Source organism: Pseudoalteromonas sp. T1lg21, from assembly GCF_002964625.1.
GTDB lineage: Bacteria > Pseudomonadota > Gammaproteobacteria > Enterobacterales > Alteromonadaceae > Pseudoalteromonas > Pseudoalteromonas gelatinilytica.
The window spans coordinates 1-17,895 of record NZ_PQBX01000022.1; the positions used below are offsets into that span (position 1 = coordinate 1).

The following is a 17,895-nucleotide window of genomic DNA, read 5'->3' on the forward strand; positions in this document are numbered from 1 at the left end:
CATGCTCAATGAATTCTGATTTTGATATCTTTCGATATCGAATTGACTATGAAGTCACTCAGTTACATTTGAGACTCTAAATTTGTTTGCGTCACTTAGTAAACTAAGCTTCGCTGTTAGAACTCAACCTGTACGAGTGCCCACACAGATGATTGCTTTATATTGTTAAAGAACGTTGCGACGTTGTCGCTAGGGATGCGTATAATACATCCTTAAATTTTCGAGTCAACACTTAATTTCAAACTTTCTTTCGATTATTTGAAACCGAAGTTTCACTTAACTCTCTGCTACGTTGTTCAGCGCCTTTCGTTGCTGCCCGCCGTGTCAGTGGGGTCGCATTATAGGGAGATGGATTTTTTACGCAAGCACTTTTTTCAATAAAATTTAAAAAAACGTACTGTTCGCTCAGCTTTTGAACTAAACACCCTAAAACTGGCTGTTTAGCAGTCAATTTAGCTCTGTTTTGGTGTATTTATTTGCTTCGCTGTTACACTAGACTGAGCGCATTTTTAAATTAAAAGGTGAATTTATGACTATCCGTTCTTATAAAGGGATCACTCCGACATACGATAATAGTGTTTATATTGATGAGTCATCGGTTTTAGTCGGTGATATTACGCTTGGTAAAGATTCAAGTGTATGGCCTCTTGTTGCTGCGCGAGGTGATGTTAACTATATACGTATTGGTGAACGTACAAACATTCAAGACGGCAGTGTTTTACATTTAACCCGAGCTTCTAAGTCAAACCCCGATGGTTACCCTCTTATTATTGGTGATGACGTCACTGTCGGTCATAAAGTTATGTTACACGGCTGTCAACTTGGTAATCGTATACTTGTTGGGATGGGTGCGATTGTGATGGACAACGCAATTGTTGAAGATGATGTGATCATTGGTGGTGGTTCATTAGTACCACCTAACAAGCGTTTAGAGTCTGGTTACCTTTATGTCGGTAGCCCTGTTAAACAGGCTCGCCCTTTAACAGAGCAAGAGCGCGCCTTTTTAAAAGTCTCTGCTGATAATTATGTTCAGCTTAAAGATGAATACTTAGCTGAGGGCTAAAACACCTCGGTTAATTCGACTTGTCCTGCCGAGTTATACTGCTCATCTTCGATCAGTTGCTCGGCGAGTTCTTCGTAATCGAAACGATAAGATTCAAAGTAATTAACCGCACTGCTTTGATCAGCAAAATCATATTTGCTGGTATCAATAACACACTCCACCATCAAGCCACTTACTTGGGCAAAAAACACCAACTGCTTTTCTTCTGGCTTAAATTCGAGTCTGTCTATAAATTGGATAGCTTGATTCACGCAATTTCTCCTGCTTTAAGCGCGCTAACAACGGGAATGATTTCTGGCATTTTATTGCGCCATACAAAATAAGCTTGCGCTGCTTGACCAACTAGCATGCCACAACCATCAAGTGTTAAACATGTTGGGTTAATCAACTTTACCCAACTGATAAATGCGGTATCGTCATTTGCGTAAAACATATCGTAAGCGCACTGACACTTAGCAACGTGCTCTTCAGCTATACCAGGCAGGTCTCCCGTTACGCTACTTGAGGTTGAATTAATTACCACATCATAGTTGTTTGCTGGGATATCATTTAAAGCAAAGCCCTGCACATCAATTTCACCATTAAAATGACTTGCTAGCGCCTTTGCTTTTTCGGCGGTACGGTTGGCTATTGTTAAACTTTCGATTTGCTCATTCAATAATGGCTGAATGACGCCTCGCGCCGCACCACCGGCGCCAATAAGAAGTACTCGCTGCCCTTTTAAGGTGACATTATTGGCTAAAAGATCTTTAACAAGCCCTACACCATCGGTGTTATCCCCCATTAGGCTACCATCTTCGAGTTGTTTAATCGTGTTTACTGCTCCGGCTATTTTCGCTTGCTCTGTAAGTTCATCGACCATGGCAAACGCTTGCTCTTTAAATGGCAAGGTGACATTAGCCCCTTTACCACCCGCAGCGAAAAACTCAGCGACAGTTTTTTCAAATGCATCTGTTGGTGCTAAAATGGCGCTGTATTGTATTTGCTCGTTTAATGATGCAGCAAATTGTGCGTGTATTGCGGGTGATTTCGAATGTTTTATTGGATTTCCAAAAACCGCGTATTTGTCCATAGTGAAGCAACCTCTTCGCCCTGTAGAGCTTTATTAATATTATGATTAAACGACTTTTTTCTAAATCGAAACCAACGCCTGAAACGCCTACCCCAGAAAAAACACCTTACGAAATTATTGGCGGTGAAGCAGGAGCTCGAGCAATTGCAAATCGATTTTACGACATAATGGCCACAGATGAATACGCCAAACCATTATATGATATGCATCCTCAGCCTTTAGATAGAATTCGCCAAGTATTCTTTGAGTTTTTATCTGGCTGGCTGGGCGGCCCTGACCTATTCGTTGAAAAATATGGTCACCCAATGCTAAGAAAGCGTCACATGCCTTTCCCTATTGATCAAGACCTACGTGACCAATGGATGCATTGTATGAATAAAACGCTTGATATCGAGATTGATAACCCACTCCTGCGTGAAGGGTTAAGACAATCGTTATCGCAACTCGCCAGCCATATGATCAATCAAAACTAACGAAGCTTTGCGCTATATCAATGTACGCTTTTTCTAAATAAAGATAATAAATTTTCCTTAATTTAGAAAAAGCGTCGTCAAATGAAGTCTATCCAATTTAAAATTTATGCCTTGTTGGCTCTGACAGGCGTATTGGTGCTGTTTGCCAGTATATTCAGCAGCGCCCAGCAGCAGCATGAATTAGCGCAAGATACCGTTGAAAGTAACATAAAACTGCTTGCCGATAATTATTTTGACTCTATTAATACCATGATGCTAACTGGCACCATGGCTAATCGCGAAATTCTGAGTACTAAATTAAGAAGCCATCCTAATATTGCAGATGCTCATATCATTCGTAGTCCAATCGTTAATAAAATTTATGGGCCAGGAAATGCCAACCAAGTTGCGACTAACGATGCTGAGCGAAAAGCACTAACAGGCACTGAAGCACTATTTATTGATAATCAAAATAGTACGATGACTTATCTTAAGCCTATGTTTGCTCGCAGTGACTATAAAGGAACAAACTGCTTAGGCTGCCATCAAGCACAAGAAGGCGATGTGTTAGGTGTAGTGAAAATTAGTTATTCGTTGGCTGATATTGAGCAAGAAGTATCGCAAAACACCTTAATGAACACGCTACTACTAACGGCTATTTTCATTACTGCATTTTCACTACTGGCTGTGCTGTTTAGAAAAATATTCATCAAACGCTTAAAAGTCATTAGCCATACTATGCACTTGGCAACCACCAATAAAGATTTAAGCCTCACGATAGACGACAATAATAATGACGAGCTTAGCTCTCTCGCCACCAGCTTTAATCACATGATAGGCGCGTTTAAAGATAATATTGCCCAAGTCTCCCATTCTTCTAAGGTATTGATCCACTCTGCCGAAAGCATTTATGCCTCAGCGGATGCCACCGAGCAAGCGATTTTAAAGCAAAAGCAAGGGACAGATTCGGTCGCTGCCGCTATCAACGAATTAGAAAGCTCATCAAGCGAAGTTAAAAACACCACCCATTTTGCGTCTGAGAAATCTGAGCATAGTAATCAACTTGCGCAGCAAAGCTTACATGTTGCTGAGCACACTGAGCAAAGTATTAATCAACTTGCGGCAGATGTTAGAGCAGCAGCTGAGCAAGTAAGTCAACTACAAACGCAAACGTTAGACGTTGGCAAAGTACTCGAGGTGATCAGTAGCATTGCCGAGCAAACTAACTTACTTGCACTTAATGCTGCGATTGAGGCAGCTCGTGCTGGTGAAGCTGGCCGAGGCTTTGCTGTGGTAGCCGATGAAGTACGTACTTTAGCAACACGCACCCATGACTCAACCGACGAAATTCGCCGCACTATCGATAAACTACAAGCTGAAGCTGCACAAACCGTTAATACGATGAATAACTCTTGTGAAGAAGCAGACGAAAGAGCAGTTCAAGTTAAGCAAGTTGCTAAAGCTCTGCGTGATATTTCTTCACAAATGAGCGAAATAAACCAACTTAACGTGCAAATCGCTGATGCCACCGAACAGCAAAACCTCGCGGCTGAAGAAATTAATCAAAGCGTTATAGCAATTAGTGACAATGCCGAGCACTCATTGGTTGATGCCCATGAAAACCAAAAAGTCAGTGAAGAGCTGTTGTCGTTAGCTCGTTCACTTGATGAGCAAGTAAGACGCTTTAAATTAAGCTAAATTGCGCGCTTTTCGTGCAACTGCTAGAGTTGTTATATGCATTTCATAGTAAATAAGGATGTTTAAATGAAATTTATAACAACTCTTTTAGTCTGCATTGGAATTATTGCGGCGTTACTATTTACCTATCAGCACAGCGTGAATGATACTGCTGATCAACTAAGCACGATTGATCAATATATTTATCAGGATGATATTCAACAGATTGCTCAATCTCTTATCAGTCAAGATAAAACCTCACAGAGCGATAAACATGAACAAAGCATTGTTGATGGTTTTGATAAGCTTATTCAGCACCCTGAATATTTTGAGGTGAAACTTGATTTCTATGCCTGTGATATTAGTCAATGCTTAACTCAGGTTAGTGCCCCCATTGATACACCATCTGATAAGTTAGAGATATTAAAAGCAGAAGTGCTATTTAGTGTCTTGGCAGAGCTGCCTAACAGTGACAGTGTCGCCACCCTCGTTGAGGGTGACAACACAATGTTGATTAGAGTGGTTTCAATACTTGATTAAAGCTGCCACTGGCGTGCAACTAAATCTGATTCTTTGCTGTTTAACCAATCTTGCGGACGTAAATAGTACTGATACAGCTTAGCTTCTGGGCTATCTGCAGCAGGTACATAGTTATACTCCCAACGTGCTAATGGTGGCATCGACATTAAAATTGACTCAGTACGTCCGCCGGTTTGTAAGCCAAATAATGTGCCACGGTCCCAAACAAGATTAAACTCAACATAACGACCACGACGATACAGTTGGAAATCGCGTTGCTGTTCGGTTGTCGGCGTGTCTTTACGGCGCTCAATAATAGGAAGGTAAGCATCTAAATAGCCATTTCCTACCGCCTGCATAAAGGCAAAGCTTTGTTCAAAGCCGAGCTCATTTAAATCATCAAAGAATAAGCCACCAACACCACGCGTTTCACCACGGTGTTTTAAATAAAAGTATTCATCACACCAGTTTTTATATTTGTCGTAAACTGCTGCACCGAATGGCTGACACAGATCGCTTGCCACTTGATGCCAATGTTGTACATCTTCAAAAACAGGGTAGTAAGGTGTTAAATCAAAACCACCGCCAAACCACCAAATTGGCTCTTCACCTTCTTTTTCGGCAATGAAGAAACGGACATTGGCGTGACTCGTTGGAATATGTGGATTATTCGGATGGATCACTAATGACACACCACATGCATGAAAACTACGACCTGCGAGCTCAGGGCGATGCGCTGTTGCAGATGCTGGCATTGACGCGCCAAATACATGCGAGTAATTTACCCCACCCTGTTCGATGACATTACCACCTTGGATAACACGCGTACGTCCACCACCGCCTTCTGCACGTTGCCAATTATCTTCAACAAATTTTGCTTTACCATCGGCACTTTCAAGGCCCTGACAAATTGTATCTTGTAAGGCCATTAAATAGGCTTTAACTTGTTCGAGTAGCTCGCTTTGCATGTTTATCCTCTAAATACTTTGCCGGTCGCAGCGTCTTTGATCACACTTGGTTGGCTGTTGCCGCCCAGCGGCTCATCAACATAAAAATCTACCGTATCAGCAAATTCGCTTTTTGCTTGAGCGATAGTCATTACCGTTTCTTGACCGGTTAAGTTTGCACTTGTTGAAACCAACGGTTTACCAAATTGCTGACACAGGGCTTTTACTGTTGGGTGATCAGTTACACGCACTGCAATAGTATCAAACTGACCCGTTAACCACTTTGGCGTTTCTTTTGCTGCTGGCATCACCCAAGTGATAGCACCTGGCCATTGTGAGAAGATATCAGCACGCTTATCCATGGGGATTTTGGCATCATCTACATACTTTAATAACTGGCCATAATTGTCAGCAATTAAAATTAAGCCTTTTTCTACAGGGCGTTGTTTGATGGCTAAAAGCTTTTCAACCGCAGCTTGGTTATCAGGATCGCAACCAAGACCAAAAACAGCTTCGGTTGGGTAAACAATCACACCGCCTTGCTGCAAAGCGTCAATTGCATTGGCTGGTTGTGCAACAGGATCAGACAAAGAAACTCTCCTAAATAAACAAATTACAAGTGCATTAAGATTCGACTAACTTATGCATACACGACTTCTGCGGGCATTGTAACACAACACCTGAGGCAGTTTTCTTTTCGGTCATAATTGGCCACTGACAGGCAGGACACTCGGTCGCCACAGGTTTATGATTAAGCGTATATTTACAACGCGGATAGCCATCACAAGAATAAAAGGTTTTGCCAAACTTATTACTACGCGCAACCAGCTGGCCTTTTTTGCATTTCGGGCAAGCAGGTAATTGGGGGGCATCGTCAGGTTCTTCATCATGTGCAATATAGTGGCACTCGGGATAGCCAGTACACCCAATAAACATGCCGTAGCGGCCATTTTTAATTACCAATGGCTTGCCACACTCTGGGCAGGCACTGTCTTCGAGCACCTTTATTTGTTGGCTATCATGATGAGCTAATGGGCGGATGTAATCACACTTAGGGTAACTGGCACAGCCTAAAAACGGCCCTGACTTTGAGTTGCGCATAACCAATTCAGAACCGCATTTAGGGCAAACCTCATACTCTTTTTCGAGTGCATGTTTATCTGCAGAAAAAAGAGAATGGTCGATTTTACTCATAAGATTCCTGTGGGGTTGGCTAATTTTCGCCTAATATACCCAAACTCAACAAAGATACAAGCAAAGTCGAATTAATGTAACACATCGGCTGGCTCGTCAAATATTAAGTCTTCCATTTGTGCATAAGCTTGCTCTGACCCGGGTACATTAAATAACACCATAAGCACCACCCACTTTAGATCTTCCAAAGAAATAAATGGTTTATCAAGAGCGCAAAGTCTATCTATCACCATTTCGCGGGTTACAGTGTTAATCACACCAATTTGCTCGATAAACATTAAAAAGCCGCGACACTCAACACTTAACATTTGGCATTCACTATCAGTGTAAATACGCATGGCATGTTGTGGTTGGGCATTAAGGTACGGGTAGATATCGCTTTGTTGTAAGTCAGCAAGTTGCTCTAGCCAATCAAGGGCTTTGTAGATTTCAGGTTTATTGAAGCCAGCACGAACTAACTCATCGGTAAGTTCGTTCTCTTCAGTAAAGATTTCAGCTTCACTATGGATATAGTTTTCAAAAAGATACATGAGGATGTCAAACATGTTTATGTCCTCCAAGTCTTATATAACCATCTAGTACTCGTTCGATTTTATCTGCGAGCTCTAGGTCGAGTAACCGAGCTTGTACTTCGTCTACAGGTAATTGGCTGCGCTGTGTAATTTGGTCAACACTTGTTACCTCATACCCTATACTTTTGAACACTGGGCAGTCGGGTTCATCTGCTATAGGCTGTTCTATACTATATAGACTGTTTTCACAGAAAAAGCTCACTTCATCAAGAATATCACTAATATTTTCTGTCAATTTAGCGCCTTGCTTAATTAAAAAATGACTTGCCTCTGAAAGTGGGCTTTTTATCGAACCCGGCACAGCAAACACGTCTTTATTTTGCTCAAGTGCATAGCGTACGGTAACCAAAGAACCGCTTTTAATTTGCGCTTCGACAATCAACACACCTAATGATAATCCAGAGATAATACGGTTTCGGCGCGGAAAATTAGCGGCATTAGCAGCGGTGCCAGGCAAGAACTCTGAAACCAATAAGCCCCGCTCTGCAACTTGTTTAATGAGCAAACTATGGCGTTTGGGATAAGCAATATCGATACCCGTACCTAGTACGGCAATGGTCTTGCCTGATCCAGCTAATGCGCCTTTATGGGCTGCGCCATCAATTCCCATAGCCATACCCGATGTGACTGTCATGCCTACAACAGATAATTGATGAGCAAATTCAGCGGCTATTTCAAGACCTGTAGGAGTGGCATTACGACTACCGACAATTGCTATTTGTGGTGACAGTAATAGCTCAGTGTTACCTAAACAAAACAATAAAATAGGTGCGCTGGCTATTTGCTTAAGTAAGGGCGGATAGTTGCTATCAAAATAACTTATGACTTTGATTTTAAGTCTTGCTATTAATGCTTGGTAGTGGGCGACTAATTGCCAGTCGGTATTAACTAAGTTATCGGCTTGGCTTTGTGATAAGCCCAGCTGCTGAAGCTCTAAACTGGATAACGAAAATAGCTTATCCAATGGCTGTTTTTGACTTAATGCAATAAGGCTCTTTATCCCAAGCCCTTTACATAAATAAAAGGCAAGCCAATGGGATAGCTTGCCTGAAACCTGTGTCATGCTCCCTCCTTAGAGCGCCCAAATTGTGAGTTAGTTTATAACTGCATAATCTCCAACTCGGATCGGGTGCTGATTCTTCACAATCAATGCATAGCTAACGTTGTCATATACCTTAAACACCATTAACTCACCGACTTTTTCCTTTGGCATGTGCCATACATTACTGTCTTCATCGCTTTCAATTCCTAACACATCATTTGCATCAGTCATAAACTTCTCAAGACTGTTAGAATCTTCGCGATAACGAGGACCATTTCGGCCGTCATACACTTCAGGTGATTGACGCTGAATATCGAGTACAAAACCCGGTTTCACTTGGTCTGAACCTAAGTTTAGTACAACAATATCCATGGTACTAAATTCACGCATTTCATTAGCTGAAGCGATAATAGTGCCATCTAAAGCCGTTTCAGGGCGTTTCATAGTGAAATAGGCTGGCAACATTTGCCCTTCCATCGCAGGCATTAAAAAGTCATGCGGCTTAATTTCTTGTTTTACCAGCTCAACTTTCACTGAGGCAGGCACGCCATTTGCCACATCACCGCTTCTAAATGAACGAACAATCGCTACTAATTCAGCTTTATTCGCCAGTACTTCATTGGTATTTGGATCGACAAGGTCGTTTCCTTTACGGTACACGCCATAAGCCTCGTTAAGTGTTAAATCACCTTTAACGTAAAGCGTATGACCCATAGTATTCATTTTGGTATTAACACTGGCACCGAGAATATACGGTTTTTCTGCAATAATATCGGCGCTAATCGCTTGTTCATAACTCAAATATGGACGTAACAATTCCAAAGGCAACGTCGGCACAGCCTGCTTACCTTTTGGTGTAATTCGCCCTTCAGGAGAGAGTTTTTTATAACGCGCATTTTTAACTAAACGAGGATTTCCGTCTTTATCGTAAATTAAAGTGAGCGCATCACCCGGGTATATTAAATGCGGATTCGCAATTTGTGGGTTCATCTGCCACAAATCAGGCCATTGCCAAGGTTCGTCAAGATATACGCCCGAGATATCCCAAAGCGTGTCGCCTTTTTTGACAACGTATTGTTTTGGTGCATCTTTTTTTATTGTTAAAACATCAGCAGCTACCGGAAAAGCACTGCTAATGGCTAACAAAGCCGCAACTAGTGGGTATCTCATTTGGCTTCCTTGAGTTGTTTTTAGATTATTATCGACCAAAACCTGTTAAAGGTGAACACGAATGGCTAAAATAAGAGCATACAATACCCTAAATGAATCACAAGTGTAAAAGGTAACTATGGCTAGGTTAGAAGTTTTAAGATTTCCGGATGAGCGTTTACGTACAATCGCGAAAGAAGTACCAGAAGTAAACGATGACATTCGTCAAATCGTCAAAGACATGCTTGAAACTATGTATGACGAAAACGGTATCGGCTTAGCAGCGACGCAAGTAGATATCCACCAGCGAATTGTGGTGATCGACGTATCTGAAGAGCGCGACCAACCGTTAGTATTAATCAACCCAGAAATCACCAAAAAAGATGGCTCAACGGTGAGTGAAGAAGGCTGTTTATCTGTTCCTTACTCATACGCAAAAGTTGACCGCGCAGAAACTGTCACGGTTAAAGCGCTTAATGAAAATGGTGAAGAATTCAGCCTAGACGCTGACGAGCTATTAGCAATTTGTATTCAGCATGAGCTTGATCACCTTAAAGGCACCCTATTTATTGATTATCTATCGCCTTTAAAGCGCCAACGTATCCGTAAAAAGCTTGAGAAAGAAGCAAAGCTGGCTGCTAAATAATTAGTTAATCAATAGGAATATCTGTGACACAACCATTACGCATTATTTTTGCTGGTACGCCGGACTTCGCTGCGCGCCATTTACAAGCACTGATTGACTCAGAGCACGACGTTGTTGGTGTATATAGCCAACCAGACCGCCCAGCGGGCCGCGGTAAAAAGCTAAAAGCCAGTGAAGTTAAAGAACTTGCACTTGCTCATGACTTACCAGTTTATCAACCGCAATCACTAAAATCAGATGACGCACTTGCAGAGCTTACCAGCTTGAACGCCGATATTATGATTGTGGTGGCGTACGGCTTACTGTTACCAAAAGCAATTTTAGATGCACCGCGCTTAGGCTGCTTAAACGTGCATGGCTCAATTTTACCGCGCTGGCGTGGTGCTGCACCGATCCAACGTGCTATTTGGGCTGGTGACAATGAGACCGGTGTAACAATAATGCAAATGGATGAAGGTTTAGATACCGGCGATATGCTGCATATCAGCCGTTGCCCGATTGATAGCACAGAAACCAGTAGCTCTTTATACGATAAGCTAGCTGCATTGGGTCCTGATGCACTGATCAATACTATCAATCGTCTTGCTGCAGGTGAAATCACCCCAGAAAAGCAAGATGATGCACTGGCAAATTACGCTAAAAAGCTATCAAAAGACGAAGCAAACATTGATTGGTCAATGGATGCTGCGCAAATTGAGCGTAATATCCGCGCTTTTAATCCATGGCCTGTTTGCTTTACTGAAATGGCAGGACAAACGGTAAAAATTTGGCAAGCAGAGGTTGTATCGCAAACTGCACAAGCCGGTAAAATCATTGCTGCTGATAAGCAAGGTATTACCGTTGGCTGTGGGCAAGATGCACTTAAAATCACCCTTCTTCAACCACAAGGTAAAAAACCAATGGCAGTGAGTGACTTTTTAAATGGTCGCAGTGATTGGGTTGAACCTGGCTCAGTATTAGGTCAAAGCAATGAGTAATGTAAGAGCACTTGCTGCTGAAACCCTTTACAACGTGGTCGATAAAGGCGCGTCGTTGAATCAAGAGCTGCCTTTTGCAAGCCAAGGATTATCGCCGAAAGATAAAGCCTTACTACAACAAATTTGCTACGGTGTGCTGCGCTATTTACCTAGCCTAGAAAATTATTGCCAGCAACTTTTAGATCAACCACTAAAAGGCAAACGCCGTATTTTCCAGTTTTTATTGTATGTGGGTATTTACCAACTTCAGCATATGCGTGTACCGCCTCATGCAGCAATCAGCGAAACAGTTAATGCGCTTCAGCAAATGCGTGCACTGGGTTTAAAAGGCCTGATCAACGCGATTTTACGCAGTTTCCAACGTGAACAAGCTGAGCTTGAAGAAAAAGCAAAGCAAATTCCTGTTTGCAAATTTAACCACCCAGGTTGGTTTATCAAACAAATTACTGCAGCTTATCCTGGTAACTGGCAAGAAATTCTTGAAGCGAATCAGCTACAAGCACCTATGTGGTTACGTGTAAACCAAGCGCAATACAGCACCCAAGAATACAGCGAAATGCTTAAAGCAAATGATATTGAGCATACCCTTAATGCTGATTTTCCTGATGGTATTAAACTAGCTAAACCGTGTGATGTATACGCATTACCAGAATTTGATACCGGTGCCTGCTCAGTTCAAGATGCAGCGGCACAATTAGCAGCACGCTTTTTAGATCCTCAAAATGATGATGTCATTTTAGATGCGTGTGCAGCGCCAGGTGGTAAAACGTGCCATATCCTAGAGCTTGCCGATGCCGACGTATTAGCACTTGATAGCGACAGCGAGCGCCTAGAACGTGTTAAACAAAACTTAGTGCGTATTGGTTTAGCTGCCGATTTACAATGTGCCGATGCTTCACAACCTCATATCTGGTGGGATGAGCAGCAATTCGACCGTATCTTGCTTGATGTGCCTTGTTCAGCTACTGGCGTGATCCGTCGTCACCCTGACATTAAATGGTTACGTCGTGCATCTGATATTGAAGATCTGGCTAATTTACAAGGCGATATCCTAAATAGCATCTGGCCTCTACTTAAGCCAGGTGGTACGTTAGTTTATGCGACCTGCTCTGTATTACCGCAAGAGAACCAGCAACAAGTTGCCAAGTTTCTTGCCAATAATCCAAGTGCTGAACACATACCTTTGCATGAAAACGACACCCCTACGTTACCTGGTCTGCAATTACTACCTGGTGAAAGTGACGGTTTCTATTATGCAAAGCTAGTTAAAAAACACTAATAAGAACAAGCTATGAAAATAATCATACTCGGTGCCGGACAAGTTGGTGGCACACTGGCAGAAAACCTCGTAGGTGAGCAAAATGAGATCACCGTTGTCGATATCGACGGTAACCGTTTGCGAGAGCTACAAGATAAGTACGACTTACAAGGTGTTACTGGCCACAGTGCGCATCCAGATGTATTGCGTCGCGCAGGCGCAGAAGACGCCGATATGATTATTGCCGTAACCAGTTCAGATGAAGTGAACATGGTTGCTTGCCAAGTAGCTTATAGTATTTTTAACACGCCAACTAAAATTGCCCGTATTCGCTCAGAACAATACTTAAAGTACCGTGAAAAGTTATTTCATAACGATGACTTACCTGTTGACCACTACATAGCTCCAGAAGCGCTGGTAACTAAGTATATTCGTCGCTTAATCGACTATCCGGGTGCTTTACAGGTATTACAATTTGCCGATGGTATGTTATCGCTGGTTGCGGTGAAAGCCTATTACGGTGGTTTGCTGGTGGGTTATGCGCTTTCAGCCTTGAAAGAGCACATCCCGAATGTCGAAACCCGGGTAGCGGCTATTTATCGTCAAGGTAAAGCGATTAAACCGCTTGGCACAACCGTTATCGAAGCGGACGATGAAGTGTTCTTTATCGCTGCAACAAAGCATATTCGAGCAGTCATGAATGAGCTGCAAAAGCTCGAACGTTCATACAAAAAGATCATGATTGCGGGTGGTGGTAATATCGGTGCAGGCCTTGCGCGTTCACTTGAGAAAAACCACAGCGTTAAGCTGCTTGAGCGCAATAAAGAGCGCGCAGCACAGCTCTCTGAAATGCTTGATAACACGGTTGTGTTTTGTGGCGATGCCTCAGATCAAGAGCTGTTATCTGAAGAACATATTGAACAAGTGGATGTATTCATCGCAGTGACTAACGACGATGAAGCAAACATTATGTCTGCGATGCTGGCAAAGCGTATGGGCGCACAAAAAACCATGGTGCTTATTCAGCGTGGCGCTTATGTTGACCTAGTACAAGGCGGTGAAATTGATATTGCTATTTCACCTCAGCAAGCCACTATCTCGGCGCTGCTAACACACGTACGTCGTGGTGACATTGTTAACGTTTATTCATTACGTAAGGGCGCAGCAGAAGCCATTGAGGCTGTCGCTCACGGTGATGAGCATACTTCTAAAGTTGTTGGCCGAGCTATTGCTGATATTAAGCTACCAGCTGGAACAACCATTGGTGCAATTGTGCGTAACGATGATGTACTGATTGCCCATGACGATACCATTATTCAGTCGGGTGACCATGTCATCATGTTCTTGATTGATAAAAAGCATATTACGGTTGTAGAAAAACTATTCCAAGTAAGTGCTATCTTCTTGTAAACGAAAAAAGCAGCCATGACAGCTGCTTTACGACTCTTGAAGTGAAAGTACCTAACTTTTCTAAAAGATTCTATTGAATTTGAGCGAATTCTTCTTTTGAAAGTTCGCCATTACCATCGCTATCTAGCTCTGGAAATAACTTTTCAAGCTGCATATTTGCAGACGCTTCTTCTTTACTGATCACACCATCACCGTCGGTATCGAACGTTGCAAAGCTTACGCCTTGTGCAAAGGCTGCTGATGATGTTGCTAGTGCTAAAATTGCGATTGTTGTGCTTAACTGTTTCATAATAACTACCTCAAAATTTGAAAAGAGTGAAATCCGTTTCTGAGATCCCTGTTTAGTGGAAATTGGTATAACTACGTACTAATTCAGTTATTCGGCTTCAGAAAACTCTGCTTCAGTAAGGACGCCGTCACCATTCACGTCTAATGTTTTAAACTGCGACATAATTTTTGCGTCAACGGCTGCTTCACTTTTGCTAACCACGCCGTTACCGTCTACGTCTAAGGTGTCAAAATCAGTTGCTGCAAAAGCTGCTGAAGAAGATGCAAGTGCGATTAAAGCTAATGTTTTATTTACTGTTTTCATAATCATATTCCTTCAATTTTAAGAGTGTTAGCTGATCACACTTCCAGTGTTGTCCTTTGTCATGGACTCCCTTATCCATTTAGGCTGTCTTTGGCAGCTCAGAACTAATCAGCTAAATAAACTGGTTTTGCTTAATCACATTAAGCTTTTGAAAATTCTTGTTTCGATAACTCACCGTTACCGTCAGTGTCTAATTCACTGAATTTGCTCATAAGCTCTGCATCTACCGATGCTTCGCTTTGGCTGATAACACCATTGCCATCAACATCTAAGGTATCGAAATCACTCATCGCAAACGCTGCTGATGAAGATACTAGGGCCATAAGTGCTAGTGTTTTATTTACTGTGTTCATAATGTCATTCCTTCAAAATGTGTTGTCTTGAGTTAGAAGTCCTTTTCAGTGTGTCCTTACAATGAAATTAAGCTTTTGAGTACTCTTGTTTAGACAGCTCACCGTTGCCGTCTGTATCAAGCTCTTTAAATTGGCTCATTAACGTTTCGCTTACTGATGCTTCGCTTTTGCTGATAGCGCCATCGCCATTAACATCCAGTGTGTCAAAGTCAGCGGCAAACGCTGCTGATGAAGTTGCAAGAGCTACAAGTGCTAAAGTTTTGTGTAACGTTTTCATAATCACTATTCCTTCAATGTTGTCTCAACTGTGATAAAGGATATGTTCCTGAATCAGTTTTCTCTGTGTTCGTTAAGACTATTTCAACTTCGGTGCCAAAGTTAAAAAAAATAATAAAATCAGTGTATTGAATTTAAATATCGAGAATTACGGGAGAATAGCCCGATTTATTTGTTGCTGTTTTGCAACAAGCTCAATGGTTGGTTTTACGCTTCTTTTAAAATCAATGACTTATGAAGTATAAAATGGAGACAATAGTGATTTATTTGGATTAAAAAACAGAGAAATTAGGAATTTGAAAATAAACTCTATCTGAACAACAAAACTTAAAGAAAAAAATCGAAATTAATTTAACAAATAAAACATTGATTTAATTGGTTATTTTGGTTTGTTTATAAATTAATTTTGATATCTATAGGTTTAAATCGAGGAAAATAGCCATTTTGTTGCAAAATGGCGAATTGGCATTAGCTATCCAATACTGAAAGGTCAATTAGGTGCTCTTTCATAAACGCTTTCATTTCATCTTCACTGGTATCAAGCTGCACACCGAGCATAAAACCACCCGCTCTTTTGCGTACGCTGCATACTGTGCCATTAAACTCTCGTTTGCTCAGTGTGATTTGGCCACTTTGCCCTTTCAAAGCGCTTAAATCCTCATTGCTATTAATATCAAACTGAACCCCTGTGAGTGAAATATCTTTAATTAGCCCAGCCAGTTTTTGCTCTGCAATCACTAAATTTGCCGGGAATAACGTAGGAATACGCGCTTCACTACGCAAACTAAACAGCTGTACTTGCTGAGGAAAGTCGAGAAATATTAAGCGATGCGGATGCGATGCCAAGGCGTTTATTTGCTGACGAAAAGCAATCACTTGCCCACCGCCCGCTTCAAGTACAGCCCGTATAACAACCATCACCCCATCTTTGATGAAATCACTGCCATTCGCTAAACGCTTTGTGGATGGATAATTGATTATGATGTACTGATCATTCATCAATCCTATGAATTCTGTTTTTACGCGTTTACTGTCGGTTGGTGTGGTAATTTCAACATCCACCAAGCTACCTGCAGGGATACAGGTGAGCTTCTCAAGATTACGTTGTTTTTGAGTTTTTGGCACAGTAATGCCTCCACTTCTAGATAATCACCTTGCTATGGTTAGCCTCGCCAGAAGGTTGGCGTAAACAACACTAATAAGGTGAATATTTCTAAACGACCAAATACCATCGCAATAGTAAGTAGCCATTTTGCCGTATCAGAAATCGCCCCGTAATGAGCAGCTACTTCACCTAAACCTGGACCTAAATTATTTAAACATGCTGCCGTTGCCGAGAATGCACTGATGTTATCCATACCGGTGCCCATCAGCGCCAACATGATAATGACAAACACCAAAGCATACGCCGAGAAGAAGCCCCAAACGGCTTCTACAACTTTATCTGGGAGTGCTTTTCGGCCTAATTTAATTGAGTAAATAGCCCTCGGGTGCACAAGACGATTAAGCTCACGAATACCTTGCAAGTAAAGTAAGAACACCCGTACAACCTTCATACCACCACCGGTAGAGCCGGCACAGCCGCCAATAAAGCTTGAAAAAATAAGTAAAATAGGTAGGAATAGTGGCCATGCTGAGAAGTTGTCAGTCGCAAAGCCCGCAGTGGTACTCATTGATACCGCTTGGAACATAGCTTGGTCGAGAGTCTCATCACCATCGGCATAAATATTATTTGAAGACAGTACAGTAAAACAAACAATGACCAATGCTAATTGAATCAATAAAAACACTTTAAATTCAGGGTCGCGTAAATAAACACGAAGACTGCGCGACGATACCGCAGCATAGTGAAGCGAAAAGTTAATAGCAGCAATTAATAAGAACACGACACAGATAAAGTTAATTAATGGGCTATCAAACTGCCCCATTGATGCGTCGTAAGTAGAAAAGCCACCAATCGCAATTGTTGAGAATGAATGACAGATTGCATCAAACCAATCCATCCCTGCAGCCCAGTACGCAAGCGTACAAGCTATCGTAAGTGATACATAGATATACCAAAGGTGCTTTGCGGTATCGGCAATACGCGGCGTCATTTTCGAGTCTTTAACCGGACCAGGCGTTTCTGCACGGTATAGCTGCATACCACCGACACCTAGCATGGGCAGTACCGCGACCGCGAGTACGATGATCCCCATACCGCCTAACCATTGCAATTGCTGGCGATAAAAAAGCACTGATTTAGGTAGATATTCTATGCCCGTAAGTACGGTAGCCCCTGTCGTTGTAAGCCCTGAAAAGGCCTCAAATACGGAGTCAGCTAAGGAAAGATTAGGCTCTTGTAAGAACACTAAAGGCACCGCAGCGAAGGTGCCTAGTACCAGCCAGAACAAGACCACAATCAAGAAGCCTTCTCGGGCTTTAAGGTCACCATGCTCATGACGGTTTGGATAATAAGCCGCTAAACCAATCACAACACTAAAGATAAAAGCGAGAACGAATGGCACACCACCACCGTCTTTGTAGATCAAAGACACCAGCGCCGGAGGCACCATAGTGATACTAAATAACGCCACCAGCTGGCCGAGAATTTTTATTATGGTACGAAATTGCATCTAGGCGTATCGCTTTCTTATTAATTGTTTAGCTAATACAGTTTATTGTCTTACAGGCTTAATTGTAAGTAAACGGAATGT

22 protein-coding genes are annotated in these 17,895 nt (G+C 42.1%); 8 read left to right on the top strand and 14 right to left on the bottom strand.

Going from position 1 to position 17,895, the window contains the following annotated elements; genetic code table 11:
* Positions 1–529 precede the first annotated feature (529 nt).
* Positions 530–1,063, top strand: coding sequence for a gamma carbonic anhydrase family protein (locus tag C2M25_RS06535; protein ID WP_063701482.1), 534 nt, complete (start codon positions 530–532; stop codon positions 1,061–1,063).
* Here C2M25_RS06535 and C2M25_RS06540 read toward each other — a convergent pair.
* Together C2M25_RS06540 and aroE are read right to left on the bottom strand one after the other, a co-directional pair.
* Positions 1,060–1,314: a DUF1488 domain-containing protein gene (locus C2M25_RS06540; protein ID WP_105180736.1), complete on the bottom strand. Its 255-nt coding sequence runs from the start codon at positions 1,312–1,314 to the stop codon at positions 1,060–1,062. The two genes, C2M25_RS06535 and C2M25_RS06540, sit on opposite strands and share 4 nt — an antisense overlap.
* On the bottom strand, positions 1,311–2,135 hold the full coding sequence (gene aroE / locus C2M25_RS06545) for a shikimate dehydrogenase (RefSeq protein ID WP_105180737.1): 825 nt from the start codon (positions 2,133–2,135) through the stop codon (positions 1,311–1,313). The genes C2M25_RS06540 and aroE overlap by 4 nt, the downstream gene beginning before the upstream one ends.
* Positions 2,136–2,176: 41 nt before the next feature.
* Here aroE and C2M25_RS06550 point away from each other — a divergent pair, with 41 nt between their 5' ends.
* From C2M25_RS06550 to C2M25_RS06560, 3 genes are all read left to right on the top strand, one after another.
* Entirely contained in the window at positions 2,177–2,608 is a 432-nt protein-coding gene (locus tag C2M25_RS06550; RefSeq protein ID WP_054554758.1) for a group II truncated hemoglobin, read from the top strand.
* 81 nt (positions 2,609–2,689) lie between these two features.
* Entirely contained in the window at positions 2,690–4,285 is a 1,596-nt protein-coding gene (locus C2M25_RS06555) for a methyl-accepting chemotaxis protein (protein ID WP_105180738.1), read from the top strand.
* A 66-nt stretch (positions 4,286–4,351) separates the two neighbouring features.
* Positions 4,352–4,804: a hypothetical protein gene (locus C2M25_RS06560; protein ID WP_054554763.1), complete on the top strand. Its 453-nt coding sequence runs from the start codon at positions 4,352–4,354 to the stop codon at positions 4,802–4,804.
* On the opposite strand, the gene hemF is transcribed toward C2M25_RS06560, so the two are convergent.
* The 6 genes from hemF to C2M25_RS06590 form a co-directional block, all read right to left on the bottom strand.
* Complete coding sequence (gene hemF / locus C2M25_RS06565) at positions 4,801–5,751, bottom strand: oxygen-dependent coproporphyrinogen oxidase (protein WP_105180739.1); 951 nt, start codon at positions 5,749–5,751, stop codon at positions 4,801–4,803. The two genes, C2M25_RS06560 and hemF, sit on opposite strands and share 4 nt — an antisense overlap.
* 2 nt (positions 5,752–5,753) lie before the next feature.
* Entirely contained in the window at positions 5,754–6,320 is a 567-nt protein-coding gene (locus C2M25_RS06570; RefSeq protein WP_062564610.1) for an L-threonylcarbamoyladenylate synthase, read from the bottom strand.
* A 34-nt stretch (positions 6,321–6,354) separates the two neighbouring features.
* Positions 6,355–6,924: a DNA topoisomerase family protein gene (locus tag C2M25_RS06575; RefSeq protein ID WP_063701474.1), complete on the bottom strand. Its 570-nt coding sequence runs from the start codon at positions 6,922–6,924 to the stop codon at positions 6,355–6,357.
* A 71-nt stretch (positions 6,925–6,995) separates the two neighbouring features.
* Positions 6,996–7,469: a DUF494 family protein gene (locus C2M25_RS06580; RefSeq protein ID WP_054563780.1), complete on the bottom strand. Its 474-nt coding sequence runs from the start codon at positions 7,467–7,469 to the stop codon at positions 6,996–6,998.
* Positions 7,462–8,559 carry a DNA-processing protein DprA gene (dprA, locus tag C2M25_RS06585; RefSeq protein ID WP_105180740.1) on the bottom strand — a complete coding sequence of 366 codons (1,098 nt, stop codon included), beginning with the start codon at positions 8,557–8,559 and terminating at the stop codon, positions 7,462–7,464. Before dprA ends, C2M25_RS06580 begins: the two co-directional genes overlap by 8 nt.
* 30 nt (positions 8,560–8,589) lie before the next feature.
* Positions 8,590–9,708, bottom strand: a complete 1,119-nt coding sequence (locus C2M25_RS06590; RefSeq protein WP_063701472.1) for a LysM peptidoglycan-binding domain-containing protein — start codon at positions 9,706–9,708, stop codon at positions 8,590–8,592.
* Between the two features lie 118 nt (positions 9,709–9,826).
* On the opposite strand from C2M25_RS06590, the gene def reads away from it, so the two are divergent.
* The 4 genes from def to trkA are packed head-to-tail and all read left to right on the top strand — an operon-like array spanning position 9,827 to position 13,978.
* On the top strand, positions 9,827–10,333 hold the full coding sequence (gene def / locus C2M25_RS06595) for a peptide deformylase (RefSeq protein ID WP_105180741.1): 507 nt from the start codon (positions 9,827–9,829) through the stop codon (positions 10,331–10,333).
* A 23-nt stretch (positions 10,334–10,356) separates the two neighbouring features.
* Positions 10,357–11,310, top strand: a complete 954-nt coding sequence (gene fmt / locus C2M25_RS06600) for a methionyl-tRNA formyltransferase (protein WP_063701468.1) — start codon at positions 10,357–10,359, stop codon at positions 11,308–11,310.
* Positions 11,303–12,589 (top strand): 16S rRNA (cytosine(967)-C(5))-methyltransferase RsmB, encoded by a 1,287-nt coding sequence (gene rsmB / locus C2M25_RS06605; RefSeq protein WP_063701466.1) that lies wholly within the window; start codon positions 11,303–11,305, stop codon positions 12,587–12,589. The genes fmt and rsmB overlap by 8 nt, the downstream gene beginning before the upstream one ends.
* Positions 12,590–12,601: 12 nt before the next feature.
* Positions 12,602–13,978, top strand: coding sequence for a Trk system potassium transporter TrkA (trkA, locus tag C2M25_RS06610; RefSeq protein ID WP_063701464.1), 1,377 nt, complete (start codon positions 12,602–12,604; stop codon positions 13,976–13,978).
* Positions 13,979–14,048: 70 nt separating this feature from the next.
* Here trkA and C2M25_RS06615 read toward each other — a convergent pair whose 3' ends face one another.
* The 6 genes from C2M25_RS06615 to C2M25_RS06640 all read right to left on the bottom strand — a co-directional run bounded on the left by C2M25_RS06615 (position 14,049) and on the right by C2M25_RS06640 (position 17,814).
* Positions 14,049–14,267, bottom strand: a complete 219-nt coding sequence (locus C2M25_RS06615; RefSeq protein ID WP_054554774.1) for an EF-hand domain-containing protein — start codon at positions 14,265–14,267, stop codon at positions 14,049–14,051.
* Between the two features lie 87 nt (positions 14,268–14,354).
* Entirely contained in the window at positions 14,355–14,570 is a 216-nt protein-coding gene (locus tag C2M25_RS06620) for a calmodulin (RefSeq protein ID WP_055022185.1), read from the bottom strand.
* A gap of 140 nt (positions 14,571–14,710) precedes the next feature.
* Positions 14,711–14,923, bottom strand: coding sequence for a calmodulin (locus C2M25_RS06625; protein WP_054554776.1), 213 nt, complete (start codon positions 14,921–14,923; stop codon positions 14,711–14,713).
* Positions 14,924–14,990: 67 nt separating this feature from the next.
* Positions 14,991–15,200: a calmodulin gene (locus C2M25_RS06630; RefSeq protein ID WP_054563772.1), complete on the bottom strand. Its 210-nt coding sequence runs from the start codon at positions 15,198–15,200 to the stop codon at positions 14,991–14,993.
* A gap of 467 nt (positions 15,201–15,667) precedes the next feature.
* On the bottom strand, positions 15,668–16,324 hold the full coding sequence (locus C2M25_RS06635; protein ID WP_063701460.1) for a flagellar brake domain-containing protein: 657 nt from the start codon (positions 16,322–16,324) through the stop codon (positions 15,668–15,670).
* A 38-nt stretch (positions 16,325–16,362) separates the two neighbouring features.
* Complete coding sequence (locus tag C2M25_RS06640) at positions 16,363–17,814, bottom strand: TrkH family potassium uptake protein (RefSeq protein WP_063701458.1); 1,452 nt, start codon at positions 17,812–17,814, stop codon at positions 16,363–16,365.
* Positions 17,815–17,895 lie beyond the last annotated feature (81 nt).